Consider the following 14,741-nt stretch of genomic DNA (forward strand, 5'->3'; position numbering starts at 1 on the left):
TCACGGCGTCACCTCCGCGATCCTCGTGAAACTGTTCTGCGCGGCCGCGACGACGATCCGCACCTGGGTCGTGGTCACCGGCGCCGGGAACGGGATCCACCGGTCCACGGCGGTGTTGCCGGTGACGTGGACCTGGTCGGCCCACTGCGCGCCGTCCCAGGTCTGCACGGTGAAGTCGGTCGGGACGCCGTCCGGGTGGGACGCGAAGCCGACGCCGGTCAGCGTGGTCGCGGCGGGTGCCGTGACGGTGAGCGTGTCCGGGTACCGGCTGTCGGTGTCGTCGTTCCAGAACGTCGCGAGGTCGTGGTCGATCGCGTTCGACGCGACATAGGTGCGGGTGGCGCCGTTGACGACGTTCGGTGCGTGCTCGCTGGACGCCGTGGCCGTCGTGCCGCTCGCCCAGCTGCCGAACACCGGCACGTTCACGGTCGTCTTCACCGCCTCACCACGAGGTGGCTTCACGGTCAGCGTCACCGGGTACAGCCCGCTCTTGGCGTCGGCGGGCACGGTGAGCCGCACGGTCGCCGGCGTCTCGGAGGTGGCCGGGGTCAACGGGATCCCAGCCGGAGTGGCCGTCACGGTCCAGCCCGCCGGCACCTGCGCGCCGAGCGTCGCCTGACCGGCCACAGTGGACCGTCCTTCGACGACGACCGGGACGTCACCGCTGCCGCCCGCGGTGATCGCGGCGGGCGTGCCCGTGGTGAGCGCGAGCCGGGTGAACGGCGTGTGCGGCGGCGTCACGGTGAACGTGTAGTCGCCCGAGCCGGCGGTCAGGGTGAGCGTCTCGTCGTCGGCCCGGCCGACGCTCAGCCCGGGGTCGGGCTGGGCGGCGTGGCCGTCGGCGAAGATCGTCCGCCCGTTCTCCCGCACCGACGACTGCTTGCCGCCCAGCAGGGGCAGCCGGATCGTCGCCTTCGCGCCGACCGGGATCGTGGCGTGGTAGGTCAGCGTGCTGCCGTCGCGCTGCCACGAACTCACCACGGTCCCCCGCACGGTCTGCTGCTGCGCCGTCACGTGGGTGAGGTTCCCGGCGACGGCGGGCGCGAGGGTGAACTCGCGCCAGCCGGGCGTGCCGGGCTGGATCCCGGCGAGCTGCTGCTGGAACCACTGGCCGATCGCGCCGCCGAGGCCGATGTGGTCCTTCGACGACGTGCCGTCCGGGGCCGAGGAGTTGTCCCACTTCTCCCAGATCGTCCCCGGGCCCTGGTTCACCATGTAGCCGAAGCTCGGGTAGTCGGTGCGCTGGGCGATCGCCAGCGCGACGTCGTTGCGCTGGTACTTGCCGAGCGCCTGGAACACGAGGGTGGTGCCGACGAACCCGGTCGTGACGTGGTTCTGGTGCGCGGCGACGTCGGCGACCAGGCGGTCCACTGTGGACTGCTCCCGGCGGGCCGGGACGAGCCCGAACACCAGCGGCAGCGCGTAGGACAGCTGCGTCCCGGTGCCGAAGACGCCGGTCTCGGCGGAGTAGAAGCGCTTGAGGAAGCCCGACGCGATCTGCCCGGCGAGCGCGTTGTACTTCGTGGCGTCGGCCTGCTTGCCCAGGACGCCGGCCATCTTCGCGAGCAGCTGCGCGTCGAGGTAGGAGAAGCCGGTCTGGAAGTAGCCGTGCGGGGTGCTGACCGTCGAGAGCCAGTCGTCACCCCAGGACGTCGGCGGGTTGACGACGACGTGGTCGGCGTCGCTGATGGTGCCGAGGTAGTCGACCCACGCCTTGACGTGGTCATAGTGCGTGGCGAGCAGCTGCGAATTCCCGTACTGGGTGTAGGAGTCCCAGATGATCTGCGGGTAGGCGGTGCCCCACGCGGGGTCGGTGAGCCAGTCGGTGCGGCCGTTGACCGGCGCGACCGACGGCAGGCTGCCGTCGGCGCCGGCGCTGGTGACCATGTCGCCGAGCCACTTCGTGTAGAACGCCTGCATGTCGAAGTTGGCCATCGCCTCCTGGTCGGAGTCGGCGGCGTCGCCGAGCCAGCCGTGGCGTTCCCGGGTCGGGCAGTCCATCTGGATCGACTCGAGGTTGTTCAGCTGCGTCTGCGTGACGGCGGCCTGGATCCGGTCGAGCCCCGGGTCCGAGGTGCCGAACCGGCCCGTCGAAGCGACATCGGTGTGGATCTCCTGCGCGGTCACGGTGACGACGGCGTCGTCGGGCACGCCGGTCAGCTCGGCGTAGCGGAAACCGGCGTAGTTGAAGTGCGGCAGGTACGTCTCGGTGCCGGTGCCGCTGAACGTGTAGTGGTCGGTCTGGCGGGCCGGTTCGGAGCCGTTGAAGCTGATGTTCGCGGTCGAGACGCGGCCGTTCGCGTCGAGGATCTCGCCCTTCTTCAGCGACGCCGTCGTCCCGGCGGGCTGCGCGGCCCGCAGCGTCGCCTGGCCGGTGCGGTTCTGGCCGAAGTCGTAGACGCGCACCCCCGGCGCGGGCCGGGTTTCCTTGACCGGGTCGTGGTTCGCGACGATCCGGGTCGGCGGGGTGATGTCGGCCTGCAGCTGCGTGACGCCGCTGCTGACGACGGCGGGATTCGGGCCGTGGACGCCGATCTCGGCCAGCCGGAAGGTGCAGCTGGTGCCGGCGCAGGCGAGTTTCGTCGCGGTCACCCGGACGTACCGGCCGGTGACGTTCGCGGGCAGCGTGACGGCCGCGGTGCCCGGGTTGGGCTGGTCGGTGTCCGTGCGGTCGGCGACGGTCGTCGCGGTGGCGAACGCCGGGTCGTCGCCGACCTCGACCCGGTAGCGCACCGGGAAGCCGGCGCCGACGACGTCACCCGAGGTGTCGTTGGTCGGGCGCGCCGGGAACAGCGCCACCGAGCCGATCCGCTGCGCCGAGCCGAGGTCGACCTGCACCCACTTCGCGGCGTCGGCACTGGATTCGATGGCGGAGTGGTAGCCCTCGGACGCGTCGATCGAGCCGTCGATGCCGTCGGTGGCGGCCGCCGGGGACCAGCCGCAGCAGGTGGTCGTATCCGACGCGGTGACCGGTTTGCCCTGCGCCAGGCTCTGGCGGTGGGACGCCGGGGCGACGGCGTGCGCGGCGGGCCAGGCACCGGCGTCGAAGCCGGCGGTGTCCCAGCCCGCGATCTCCTTGCGGGCGTCGTAGGTCTCGCCGTAGTAGAAGTCGTCGCCGGTCACCGGGCCGGCGTGGGCCTTCCAGTCGGTGCCGGTGCCGAACCGCGCGGTCGAGCCGTCGGTGTAGGTGACGTCGACCTGCGCGACGAGCGCCGGGCGGCCGGTGTACTGGCCCTTCCCGGCCATGAACGCGAGCGCGTTGCGGCCGGGCTTGAGCAGCTTCGTGACGTCGAGGTCGCGGTAGAGCACGCGAGCCGCGTAGTCGGTGACGGCGGAGTCGAGCACCTGCTGGGGCTGGACGCGGGCGCCGTTGAGGTGCGGCTCGGCCACCCCCTGCGCGCCGAAGTACAGCCGGGCGCGGGCGACGGGCTTGGTGACGTCGAAGCCGCCCCGGACGAGCGCGCCGTCGTCGACCTGCAGCCACCAGGCGGACCAGTCGGCCGGCTGCAGCAGGCCGGTGTCGAAGCGGGCGGGCGCCGACCACGGCGACTGCCGCCCTTCGCTGTTCCACGTCCGCACCGACCACTCGTAGGTGCGGTCGCTGTCGAGGGCCGGTCCGGCATAGGCGACATCGACCGATTTGCCCGAAACCACCCGCCCGGAGTCCCAATGGGACCGGGGGCCGTCGACGCGGATCTCGTACGCCGTCTGGGTTTCCGCGCGGCCGGCGTCGTTCACCGTCCACGCCAGGGTCGGCCGTGGACTGCCGACCAGGACGTTCGCCGCCTGGCCGTCGGCCCGCAGCGCGGTCGGCGGCAGGGGGCCGCCGTGCGCCGGTTGCGCACTCGCCGTCGTGGCGGGTACGACCGCCGTGGCGAGCGCGAGCGCGACGACGACAGCACGTCTCGTCATTGAGGTTCCCAGCCGGCGCATGAACGTCTCCTGACGCCATAAAAACGTTTCAATCAGCCGAGGGACTGTCTACAACCATCCTCGCGGCGAAACAAGAAACGGCGTCATTCCTGTCCGGATGATGGCGAAGAAGACACTCGATCAGCTCAGCGCGCCCTGTTCGCGCAGGCGATGCAGATCCGCGTCGCGGGGAGGGCGGCGAGCCGCTCTTCCGCGATCGGGCCGCCGCAGCGTTCGCAGGTTTCGTAGGTGCCGGCACGAACCCGCTCGGCGGCGCGGCCGAGGTCCGCGAGGTCGTCCTGAGCCTGCCGCAGCATCGCCTGGACCTGCGCCCGTTCGAATGCGATCGTGGCGCCTTCCGGGTCGTGCTCGTCGTCGTTGCTGGTGAACTCCGAGGCTTCGACGATGCCGTCCCGCTGCCGCGCGAGCGAGGCGGCCAGCCGCTCGGTCTCGGCCCGGGCCCGCTCGATCAGCTCCATCGCGACGCGCTCATCCATGACGGGCGACCAGCCGCTCGACCAGCCCGAGCTTGAACCGCTCCCGCCGTTCGACGACCAGCCCCAGCGCCTCGACGTCCTTCAGCGGCCGGCGCCGGAAGTGCTCGCCGGCCAGGGGCACGCTGGCCAGCTCGACCAGCCACTGCATCCCCCGCACCGGCCACACCGAACTCGCCACGTGGTCGACCAGGATCAGCCGTCCGGCGGGCCGCAGCACCCGCGCCATCTCCCCCACGGCCGCCGCGTGGTCCGGGATCGCGCAGAGGCCGAAGGTGCACACGACCGTGTCGAAGGACGCGTCGCCGAACGGCAGTTCGTGCGCGCTGCCCTGCCGGAGGGTCACCTCGCGCCCGAGCTTCCGCGCGCGGTCCCGGGCGAGGTCCAGCATCCCGGCGCTGAGGTCGAGGCCGGTCAGGGTGACGTCGGCGGGATAGGCCGGAAGGTTCAGCCCGGTCCCGACGGCGACCTCGAGCACCTCGCCCACGGCCTGCCCGCACGCCCACTCCCGCGAGTCACCGAAGAGGCGGCGGTCCCAGACGCTCATCTCCGCGTCGTAGGTCGCGGACTTGCGGTCCCAGTACCGACGCCACCGCTCCGCCTTCGTCATACCCCCAGCGAACCACGAATCCGGGGTGGCACGCGGGATCCGGGCGGGATCCGGCGGCCGGGCCGCTCCCGCACCCTCAGCCGAAGGCGGCTTGGGCGAGGGGTTCCCACTCGCGCCACGTCTCCAGGCGCTCGCGGTACTCCTCTTCGACCGCCGCGAAGGACTTGCCGAAGAACACGCGCTGCGGCGGCTTGTCGGTGTCCGCCAGTTCCAGCAGCGGGCCGCGGGTCGCGCGGGGATCGCCCATGTCCCACTCGATCCGGCCCGCCTCGCGGACGTCGTCGTAGTCCGGGTTCGGGGCGCTGGTGCGGATGCTGCCACCGCCGAAGTCCGTGCGGTACGGGCCGGGCTCCAGGCAGATCACGTCGATCCCGAACGCCGCGACCTCCTGCCGCAGGGACTGCGAAAGCCCTTCCACCGCCCACTTCGACGCGTGGTAGGCGCCGATGCCGGGGAACGCGCGGACACCGCCTTCGCTGGTGACCTGGATGATCCGGCCGCGCCCTTGCCGGCGCATGACCGGCAGGGCCGCCTGGGTCAGCCAGAGCGTGCCGAAGAAGTTCGTGTCCAGCTCCGCGCGGATCTCCTCTTCGGTGAGCTCCTCGACCATGCCGAAGTGCCCGTAGCCGGCGTTGTTGACCAGCACGTCCAGGGTCCCGAACTTCGCCACCGTCGCCTCGACGGCGGCGATCGCCGCGGCGCGGTCGGTGATGTCCAGCCGCAGGGGCAGCACGGCGTCGCCGAAGCGTTCGACGAGCGGGCGCAGGCTCTCGACGTTCCGCGCGGTGGCCGCGACCCGGTCACCGCGCTCGAGGGCCGCTTCGGCCCATTCGCGGCCGAAGCCCTTCGACGTTCCGGTGATCAACCAGGTCTTCGTCTCAGTTCGTTGCGTCATGACATAACAGTAGCATGGACTGCATTAATAGTTCGAATGGTAGCCTCCGGGCATGATCGCCGGAGACAGCCGCCGTGAGCGCAAGAAGGCCCAGACCCGGGCCCGCATCCAGGAAGCGGCCTTGGAGCTCTTCGTGAGCCAGGGCTACCGGGAGACGACGATCGCGCAGATCGCGTCGAGCGCCGACGTCGCGACCCGCACGGTCACCCTCCACTTCCCCGCCAAGGACGACCTGCTGTTCGCCGACGACCCGTTCACCCCCGAGTCGCTCGGCCGGCACCTGCGCGAGCGGCAGTCGGCGAGCACGCTCGAAACGCTGCGCGACTGGATGCACACGACCATGCGCGAGCTCGACGCGAGCGACCTCGAGCAGGAGGCGGACCCGGCGCAGGTGTGGCGCCGCCGCGCCCTGCGCGCCCGGCTGCTCATGGAGGACGACGACCTGCGCGGCCGCGCCCGCGCCGGTTACCGCGACCTCGAAGTCCTGGTGGCCACGGGAATCGGCGAAGACATCGGCCGCCCGGCGGACGCGCTGCTCCCCCGGCTCGCCGCCGTCACGGTCGTCACCGGCCTCCGCGAGATCTACGTGACGCGCGAAGGCCGGGCGAAGGCGCAGTCGGCGTCGAGCGAGCTGTCCGATCTGGTCGACGAGGTGCTCGCCTTCGCCGAGGCCGGGCTCCGCGACGCCGGCCAGTGATCAGAGGTCCGTGAAGGCCTCCTTGAGGGACTCTGAGTCCCTCAAGGAGGCCTTCACGGACCTTCCTACCCGGCGTCGGCGGGCAGCTGCTCCACCGGGAAGAAGATTGGGCTGAGCAGGTGTTGCGCGCGGTCCGGGGCCGGTTCGTTGGCCAGCCGGGGGTGGATCACGCGACGCAGTTCGCCGATCATCTCCGCCAGCTCGTCGTGGCTGAGCCAGACCGCGTGCTGCCGGTAGCTGATGAGGTCCGCCATCGGGTCGGCGTTCCCGCTGTCGAGGTACGCGCCGAACTCGGCGATCAGGACCGCCATCGACGTCGCGAACACCCGGCGGTGGTCTTCGGGCGAGAGCGCCGCGACCTCCTCGGCGTCGACCGTCGCCCGGCCCTGGTGCAGCCGGTAGCGGCGTTCGACCGCGCCGCGCACCCGGCGCTCACCGGCGACCTCCAGGACGCCGTGGGCCGCGAGCAGATCGACGTGCCGGTAGACCATCGCCTTCGACGCGTCGGGGATCCGGGCGCACAGCTGCGCGGTGGTCAGCTCCCGCCCGCGCATCGCGTGCACGATCCGCAGCCGCACCGGGTGGGCCAGCAGTTCCAAGGTGTCCACTCCCCAACGTTCTCATACCGTGCTACCGTTCGCAAAACTTGCGAACGTTGGGGGAACCATGACACCACTGGAGTGGCTGGTGGCCGCGTCGGCCCGCGCGCCGCTGCCGGACGACGAAATCCGCGCGCGCCTCGCACCGTCCCTTGTGGACGGAAGCGGCGGGCCGGCCGGGATCAACGCGGCACTCGCCTCGGTGGGACCGCTCACGATCCTCGCGAAAGGCGGCAGCGAGAACCGGGTGCCGGTCCGCGGCCCGGCCGGGGACTACCTCCTGACCGTGCACGTGGACGACGCGGGACTCGTCGACGACCTGCAGCTGACGCCCGATGACCTCAAGCCGGCGTCGTGGGCCGAAATCGACGCGCGGCTCGCGGGCCTCGGCAAGCGCGTGTCCTTCGCCGCGGCGGAGATCGACGGCGGGCAGAGCCGGATCGTGCACGGCCTCGACGCCGACACGCTGCGGCCGATCGGGTCGGCGTTCAAGCTGTACGTCCTGGGCGCGCTCGCCCAAGCCGTCGTCGAGGGTCGAGCGTCGTGGGACGAACCCCTCGCGATCCGCGACGACTGGAAGAGCTTGCCGTCCGGCACGATGCAGAACCACCCGGCGGGCACGGAGTTCCCGCTGTCCGAGTTCGCCCGGCTGATGATCTCGATCAGCGACAACACCGCGACCGACCACCTGATCCACCGGCTCGGCCGGGACGCGGTGGAGCGGCAGCTGGCGCTGTTCGGTCATCAGCGGCCCGAAGCGAACGTCCCGTTCCGCACCACGAAGGCGTTCTTCCGGCACAAGACTCCGTCCGGACAGCTCTGGCCCGCTCCCGTGGACATCGACGAGGTCGAGTGGTTCGCGTCCCCGGCCGATGTCTGCCGCGCCTACGCCGGGCTGCTCCGGTTCGACCAGCCCGAAGTCGGCAACGCCTTGTCCCGCAACGATGACGGCCTCGATCTGGACGCCACCGCGTTCCCGGAAGTCTGGTACAAGGGCGGCAGCGAGCCCGGCGTCGTCACCCTGCACTACCTCGCGCGGACCGCCGGCGGCGGCCGGCGAGCCGTCAGCCTGATGGTGTCCGATCCGGAGTCCACACTCGACACCCTCCCCTTGATCGCCGAAGCGCAGCCGGTCATCCGAGGGGCGTTTCACCTGCTGGCGTGACGGGCCAGGGGGCGGCGCCGGTCATCAGGCCGATCATGCCCGCGACCAGCCGCATCTGGTCCACCGTCCGGATGTCGGCCTCGACGAGCCGCGGCGAGCACACCAGGATCGCCAGCGCCTGCGCCCGCGACAGGGCGACGTTGAGCCGGTTGCGCGACAGCAGGAAGTCGAGCCCGCGGGGCAGGTCGACCGCCGACGACGACGTCATCGTGGTGATCACCACCGGCGCTTCCTGGCCCTGGAACCGGTCGACCGTGCCGACCCGGACGCCGGGGAACCCGGCTTCCTCCAACGCCCGCGCCACGGTGCGCGCCTGCAGGTTGTACGGCGCGACGACGACGATGTCCGCGTCGCCGAGCGGCCGGGGCGTGCCGTGGTCCGTCCACAGGCGACCGTGGAGGCCGGTCACGATCGCCGTGACGGCGGCGGCTTCCTCCACCGAGCGGGTCGTGTTGCCGTGGTGGTCGACCTCGGCCAGGTACAGGCCCGGCTCGACGCCCTCGATGGCGCGTTCCGCGGCCGAGGGGTGGGCGTGCAGACGGCCGGCGTAGGACAGGTTCGACACCGGCTCGCACACGGCCGGGTGCATCCGCCGGGTCTCGTCGAGGAAGTAGCCCAGCGCCGGCGGCATGATGTCGGCCTCGCCGATCAGGTGCCCCAGCGCCGAGGCCTCCGCGCCCGCCGGGTGCGTCCCCTGCACGACCTGGGGCAGCTGCTGCGGATCACCCAGCAGCAGGACGTTCCTGGCGCACATCGACACCGCGAGCGCGTCGGCGAGGGCGAACTGGCCGGCCTCGTCGATGATCAGCAGGTCGAACGGTTCCTCGCGGATCGCGGCGTTGGCGAACGTCCACGCCGTCCCGCCGACCAGGTGCCCGTTGTCGTGCTCCAGGCGCCAGTTCACCAGCGCCGGGTTGCTCTTCGGCTGCTCCCACGGCGCGGCCGGGTCCGGCGTCCGCTTCGCGCGCTTGGCGCACGGCAGTTCCGGCGCGCTCTTCATCGCCGCGCTCAGCACATTTTCCACGGCCTTGTGGCTGTTGGACGTGACGGCGACGGTCCGCCCGGCGCGCACGAGGTGGGCGATCAGCTTCCCGGCGAGGTAGGTCTTGCCCGCGCCCGGCGGACCCTGCACCGCGAGCGTCGACCCGTCGAGCTCGTCGACGGCTTCGATGACGGTGCGGACGAGATCGTCCCCCGGCTCCGGCAACGCGGCGCCGCCGAGCAGCCGCGGCGACGTCCGGCGGAGCAGGTCGACGCCGGGGTGGCGCGGCAGCACCGGAAGGGCGTCGACGACCAGGCGGGCGAGATCGGCGACGGCCTCGTCCTTCGGCGACGGACGCACCGGGCTGCCGGGCAGCACGGCGGTCGGCCGGTCACCGGTGATGGCGTCGGGCGGGCAGCTCTCTTCGAGTGTCAGCTCCACGGCCGTCGCCGAGACGACCTTGGCGTCGCGGGCGGTGGCGCCGTAGCGCAGCCGGACGTCGTCGCCCGGCGCGAACGGGTGCGGCCGGTCCGGGTCGCAGGTCAGCAGCAGCGTCCGCTTCGCGTTGCGGACCCGCCCGGCCGGCGGCACCCACTCCCCCGCGTCCAGCGACACCGGCACCGCGCAGGCGGTGTCGACCTCGAGGTCGCCGAGCGGCGCGGCCAGCTGGCGGAAGTACTCCCACCACGCCGGGTTGGTCTCGCGGCGGTGGTAACCGACCGACGCCGCCAGCAGCGCGCGGGCGCGTTCGTCGGGGGTGAAGGCGCCGGGGTCGTCCGGCAGGCCCTCGATCAGCGGGTCGACCAGCGCGGCCAGCTGCGCGGCCCGTTCGGCGCGCCGCTCGGCGGCGACGTCCTCCTCGGCCTGGCGGATCAGCGCGTCCTCGGCCGACTCCTCGACCGGTTCCGGGAGGTCGATCCCGGCGTCCGCGCGGACCTGGTGGAGGAACTCGAACAACCGCAGCGTCGAGACGCAGTCGTACTCGGTGGTGTCCGCGATCCCGCGCAGGATTTCCCCTGCGCGCTCCGGTTCGGCGGACAGGGTCAGGTACTCCTCGTACGCCTCGACGTCCGACACCGCGGTCTTCCCGCCGCCCTCACGCGCGCCGGGCATGTAGAGCGCTTCGAGGTAGCGGATCGAGTACGACCGCTGCGAGACGCGCAACGCCTTGCGCACCACCGCATGCAGGTCCACGACCGCACCGCCGCGCAGCAGCTGGTCGACGGCTTCCTCGCGGGTGCCGTGCACCGCCGCGAGCCGCTTGATCGCGGTGACCTCGTAGGGCGCGTAGTGGTAGACGTGGGAGCCGGGGTGCTCGGCGACGCGCGCCTCGGCGAAGTCGACGAACTCCTCGAACGCCCGCTTCTCCTGCGCGCGGCTGTGGGCCCAGAACGGCGTGAACTCCTGGCCGTTTTCCGTGGTGACGGCGCCGAAGAGGTACTCCAGGCCCTCGCCCGCCAGCGCGTGCGGATCGCCCGCCAGGTCGAGGAAGACGTCGCCCGGCGCGGGGGCCGGCAGCTCGGCGAGCGCGCCGGGCTCGACGATCTCGTAGGAGACGTCGCCGGTCTTGTCCTGCCGGACCTGGAGCGCGGCCTGGGCCCGCAGGGCCGCGAACGCCGTGACGGACAGGTCCCGCGGCCGGTCGGCCGGGCCGGCCGCGGCCAGCGCGTCGATCGAGCCGAGCCCGGCGGCGACGAGCTTGCGGCGCTGGTCGCCGCGCATCCCGGCGACGAGCGAAAGGTCGCGGTCGGCTTCGCGGGCGGACGTGCAGTGCTGGGCGAACCCACAGGTCGCGCAAGCCGGGCGTTCGTCGGCCCAGAGCCGGGCGGGCAGGCTCGGAGACCGGCCGCGCAGCCGGGCCCCGAGGCGGTCGACCAGGGGCCGGAAGTCGTCGACCCGCAACGTCCGGGTGCCGCCGTCGCCGAGCCGCAGGTGCAGCTGCGGCCCGGTCGGCCAGCCGGCCCGGCGCAGCGCGTCGGCGAAGGCGGTCAGCTGCACCACGGCAGCGGGCTTCGCCTGGCGGGCCGGCTTCGCGTCGTACACCTCGTAGCGGCCTTCGGCGTCCTGGACCAGGAAGTCAGCGCGGCCCGAGAACTCTTCGTCGCGAAGGACGGCCTGGTGGATCACCGGCACCCCTTCGCGCAATGCCGCTTCGGTCGCCTTCGCAGCGGCAGCGAGGTCGCGGACGTCGATCTCGACCGCCGCGCGGCCTTCGGCGCGGAACCGGGCGAGCATGGTCTCCGCCGCCGTGCGGCCGGGCTCGTCGGGCACGGGACCGGGCCGTGGCGCGCCCGGCAGGCCCGCGGCCAGCGCCTGGTTCAGGACGCTGCGGTGTTCGCACTCGAGCAGGTCGGCGAGATCGGCTGGGGTGTACATCGCCGCGAAGTCTGACACGGCGATACACCCGGTCGGACCACACGGGCCCCGACACGCCGACCCCGCGGCCGCGCATTCCGGTGACGAATCGCCCCGACACGGTCGGAACCGTGGCCGCCGGGGTATTCCTGTTCGGTCGAGGAGTGCGCGCCGACCCGCGAGGAGCGTCATGAAGCAGCCCCTGCCCCAGCGGATGTACCTGCTTTGCTGGGACGGCGACAAGCGCCGGCTCGACCCGGCCAGTGTCCTGGTCCGGGGGCCGCTGCTGCGGGCCGCCGCCGTGGCCGAGCTGACCCTCGGCGGCCTCCTGCAAGACCTCGACGGCAAGGCCGGACGCACCCCGCAGGCCGTGCGCACCCCGGACGATCCCTTTCTCGCCCAGGTCCTCGACGGCGTCCCCCCGGACCGGCCGCGGCGCTGGTCCAGCGTCCTGGACCGCGACTGGCACCGGGCCGAGGCCGAGGTCCGCGACCAGCTCGCCGCGGCCGGCGTCCTCTCCCTCGACCGCCGCCGGGCGCTGGGGCTGTTCCCCGTCCGCCGGGTCACGGTGACCGACTCCGGCCGGGCCCGGGAGCTGCGAGAGCGCGTGCGGAACGCGGCGCTCGGCGGTCACGACCCGGCCGGCGTCGCCATCGAGGACACGAGCCTGGCCCTGTTCGCCGCCAACGGCGACGTCCACACCGTCTTCACCCCCAAGGAGCGGCGCACGCACCGGAAGGCGTTCCGGGCGATCGCCGACCACGTCGACACGGTGCTGCCGGGCTTGCGGAAGGGCCTGATCTGGTCCGTCGCGGCCCGCCGATCGGCGGCCGCCGCCTGAACCGCGGTCACCAGACCAGGTCAGGATCCTCCGACACCGACCACAGCGCGGTGACCACCGCGGCCCACCGGTCGGCGGCCACCGCCTGACCCACCGTCACCAGACCAGGTCGGGATCCTCGGTGACCGACCGCAGCGCGGTGACCGTCGCGTGGCCCTCGGCCAGCAGCGCGGCGTCGCTGCCGGGCGGTAGCGCGCCCTCGACCAGCACGGCGGACAGCGCGATCGTGCCGTCGCCAGTGTCTTCGATGCGGCCCTGCACGGCGCCGAACTCGGCCAGGCCGGCCCGTTTCGGCGGACCGGCCTCGGGGCGGTTCGGCACGTTGAGGTTCAGCACCGACCCGGCCGGCAGCGCCGCCAGCCGGTCGAACAAACCCGCCGCGACCGCGACCGCGGTGTCCCAGTGAGGGTCGGTTTCGTCGCCCAGCTCGACGTCGAGCGACACCGCCAGCGCGCGGGCGCCGTGCAGCGACGCGGTCAGTGCCGCCCCCACCGTGCCCGAGTGCAGCACCGCGCGGCCGGTGTTCGCGCCGAGGTTGATCCCGGACAGCACCACGTCCGGCGGATCGCCGAACGCCCCCTGCGCCGCCAGCAGGGCGATGAGTCCCGGGTGCGCGGCGACGGCGTGCACGGGGACGCCGTCCAGGCCCGGCACGTCCCGCCGCTCGACGGCGACCCGGCGGGTGTCCCCCGCGGCGGCGGTGAGGCCCGCGCTGGTGCCGCTCGCCTCCTGGGCCGGCGCCGCGACGACGACGTCCCAGCCGTGCGCCCGCGCGCCGCGGGCCAGTGCGTGCAGCCCCGGCGATTCGACGCCGTCGTCGTTGGTGACCAGGATCCTCATGCGTACTCCTTCTCGGGCGAGGCGGCCGGACGTCCTCGGATGGCTACGCAGTGGGGTCGGGGCCGAGGGCGCGGTCCAGGAGCGCGCCCAGCTGGTCGACCTGGGCGGCCGACAGGTCCTCGAACGAGGACTCGACGATGCCGTCCACGAGGTCCTGGCCGTCCGCGCGCAGCCGCTCGCCTTCCTCGGTGAGCCGGTGCCGCACCGCGCGTCCCGGGCCCGGGACGCGCTCGATCAGCCCGCGGTCGGCCATCCGGGTGGCCAGCGAGCCGAAGGACTGATCGGTCTGGAAGGTCAGCACGGCGAGGTCGTGCAGCGACGCCTCCGGCTCGCGGTGCAGGTGGCGCAGCGTGTCCCACTGCACGAGCGAAAGCCCCAGCGGCGCCAGTGCGCGGCTCAGCGCGCGGTGGTGGCGGTACTGCAGGCGCTTCACGGCCAGGGCGACCTCTGCCGGGCGGTACGTCATGCGCTCACCCTAACCCATCGAGGACAGCTTGCTTATCTAAGGAAGCTGATCTAAGGTTCCTTAGGTAAGGCCCCGCCGACACCGAAGAAGGACTCATGACCACGCTTCCCCAGGCCGGTTCGCTCCGGCCCACCCGCACCGAAACCCGCACGTTCGGCTCGGTCGGGATCACCTTCCAGGACCGCGACCGCACCCGGCCGTTCCTGCTGCTGCACGGCGGTGGCGGCGTCGCGACGATGGCCGGCTTCGCCGACCTGCTCGCCGAGCGCACCCACTCCCGCGTGCTGCTGCCCACCCACCCCGGCTTCGGCGGCACCCCGAAGGCCGACGGCCTGACGAACGTCGCCGAGCTGGCCAAGGCCTACGTCACGATGCTCGACGAGCTCGACCTCACCGACGTCACCGTGCTCGGCAACTCCTTCGGCGGCTGGCTGGCCGCCGAGATCGCCCTGCTCGAGAGCCCGCGGGTCAGCGGCGCGGTGATCGTCGACGGCGTCGGCGTCGAGGTCGACGGCCACCCGGTGACCGACGTCCGCGGCCTGACCCCGCAGGAGCTGCGGGCCATTTCCTGGCACGACGCGAGCAAGGCGCCGGTGCCGCCGGCCGGGGGCACCGGTCCGAGCCCGGACGTCGTCGCCCTCCTCGGCTACACCGGCGCGGCGATGGCCGACCCGACGCTGGCCAAGCGGCTCGGCGGGCTCGACATCCCGGTCCACGTGATCTGGGGCGAGAGCGACGGCATCGTCACCCCGGACTACGGCCGCGCCTTCGCCGCCGCGATCCCGCTGTCGACGTTCACCCTGCTCCCCCGCAGTGGCCACCTCCCCCAGCTCGAGACGCCCGAAGAACTGCTCGGTGCCCTGCTCGACCTCGGCAACTGACCTC

12 protein-coding genes are annotated in these 14,741 nt (G+C 72.8%); 4 read left to right on the plus strand and 8 right to left on the minus strand.

What is annotated here, in order from left to right; genetic code table 11:
• The 4 genes from OHS18_RS10170 to OHS18_RS10185 all read right to left on the minus strand — a co-directional run bounded on the left by OHS18_RS10170 (position 1) and on the right by OHS18_RS10185 (position 5,911).
• Entirely contained in the window at positions 1–3,912 is a 3,912-nt protein-coding gene (locus OHS18_RS10170) for a family 78 glycoside hydrolase catalytic domain (RefSeq protein WP_328616780.1), read from the minus strand.
• Positions 3,913–4,058: 146 nt separating this feature from the next.
• On the minus strand, positions 4,059–4,409 hold the full coding sequence (locus OHS18_RS10175; protein ID WP_328453648.1) for a TraR/DksA C4-type zinc finger protein: 351 nt from the start codon (positions 4,407–4,409) through the stop codon (positions 4,059–4,061).
• Positions 4,402–5,016, minus strand: coding sequence for a class I SAM-dependent methyltransferase (locus OHS18_RS10180; RefSeq protein WP_328616781.1), 615 nt, complete (start codon positions 5,014–5,016; stop codon positions 4,402–4,404). Before OHS18_RS10180 ends, OHS18_RS10175 begins: the two co-directional genes overlap by 8 nt.
• Positions 5,017–5,092: 76 nt before the next feature.
• Positions 5,093–5,911: an SDR family NAD(P)-dependent oxidoreductase gene (locus OHS18_RS10185; protein WP_328616782.1), complete on the minus strand. Its 819-nt coding sequence runs from the start codon at positions 5,909–5,911 to the stop codon at positions 5,093–5,095.
• 52 nt (positions 5,912–5,963) lie between these two features.
• Here OHS18_RS10185 and OHS18_RS10190 point away from each other — a divergent pair, with 52 nt between their 5' ends.
• Positions 5,964–6,608, plus strand: coding sequence for a TetR/AcrR family transcriptional regulator (locus OHS18_RS10190; protein ID WP_328616783.1), 645 nt, complete (start codon positions 5,964–5,966; stop codon positions 6,606–6,608).
• A 65-nt stretch (positions 6,609–6,673) separates the two neighbouring features.
• Here the strand turns inward: OHS18_RS10190 and OHS18_RS10195 are convergent, their stop codons facing one another.
• Positions 6,674–7,216: a helix-turn-helix domain-containing protein gene (locus OHS18_RS10195; RefSeq protein WP_328616784.1), complete on the minus strand. Its 543-nt coding sequence runs from the start codon at positions 7,214–7,216 to the stop codon at positions 6,674–6,676.
• Between the two features lie 58 nt (positions 7,217–7,274).
• Between OHS18_RS10195 and OHS18_RS10200 the strand changes: the two genes are divergently transcribed.
• Positions 7,275–8,372 carry a serine hydrolase gene (locus tag OHS18_RS10200; protein WP_328616785.1) on the plus strand — a complete coding sequence of 366 codons (1,098 nt, stop codon included), beginning with the start codon at positions 7,275–7,277 and terminating at the stop codon, positions 8,370–8,372.
• On the opposite strand, the gene OHS18_RS10205 is transcribed toward OHS18_RS10200, so the two are convergent.
• Positions 8,341–11,730 (minus strand): TM0106 family RecB-like putative nuclease, encoded by a 3,390-nt coding sequence (locus OHS18_RS10205; protein ID WP_328618503.1) that lies wholly within the window; start codon positions 11,728–11,730, stop codon positions 8,341–8,343. The two genes, OHS18_RS10200 and OHS18_RS10205, sit on opposite strands and share 32 nt — an antisense overlap.
• A gap of 169 nt (positions 11,731–11,899) precedes the next feature.
• Here OHS18_RS10205 and OHS18_RS10210 point away from each other — a divergent pair, with 169 nt between their 5' ends.
• Positions 11,900–12,550 (plus strand): GOLPH3/VPS74 family protein, encoded by a 651-nt coding sequence (locus OHS18_RS10210; RefSeq protein WP_328616786.1) that lies wholly within the window; start codon positions 11,900–11,902, stop codon positions 12,548–12,550.
• Between the two features lie 96 nt (positions 12,551–12,646).
• Here the strand turns inward: OHS18_RS10210 and surE are convergent, their stop codons facing one another.
• Positions 12,647–13,390 (minus strand): 5'/3'-nucleotidase SurE, encoded by a 744-nt coding sequence (gene surE / locus OHS18_RS10215; RefSeq protein WP_328616787.1) that lies wholly within the window; start codon positions 13,388–13,390, stop codon positions 12,647–12,649.
• Positions 13,391–13,433: 43 nt separating this feature from the next.
• A complete protein-coding gene (locus OHS18_RS10220) occupies positions 13,434–13,856 on the minus strand; it encodes a MarR family winged helix-turn-helix transcriptional regulator (protein ID WP_328453631.1) in 423 nt (140 codons plus the stop codon).
• A 95-nt stretch (positions 13,857–13,951) separates the two neighbouring features.
• Between OHS18_RS10220 and OHS18_RS10225 the strand changes: the two genes are divergently transcribed.
• Positions 13,952–14,737: an alpha/beta fold hydrolase gene (locus tag OHS18_RS10225; RefSeq protein WP_328616788.1), complete on the plus strand. Its 786-nt coding sequence runs from the start codon at positions 13,952–13,954 to the stop codon at positions 14,735–14,737.
• The last annotated feature ends 4 nt before the right edge of the window (positions 14,738–14,741 follow it).

This window comes from Amycolatopsis sp. NBC_00355, assembly GCF_036104975.1.
In the GTDB taxonomy this organism is placed as follows: Bacteria; Actinomycetota; Actinomycetes; order Mycobacteriales; family Pseudonocardiaceae; genus Amycolatopsis.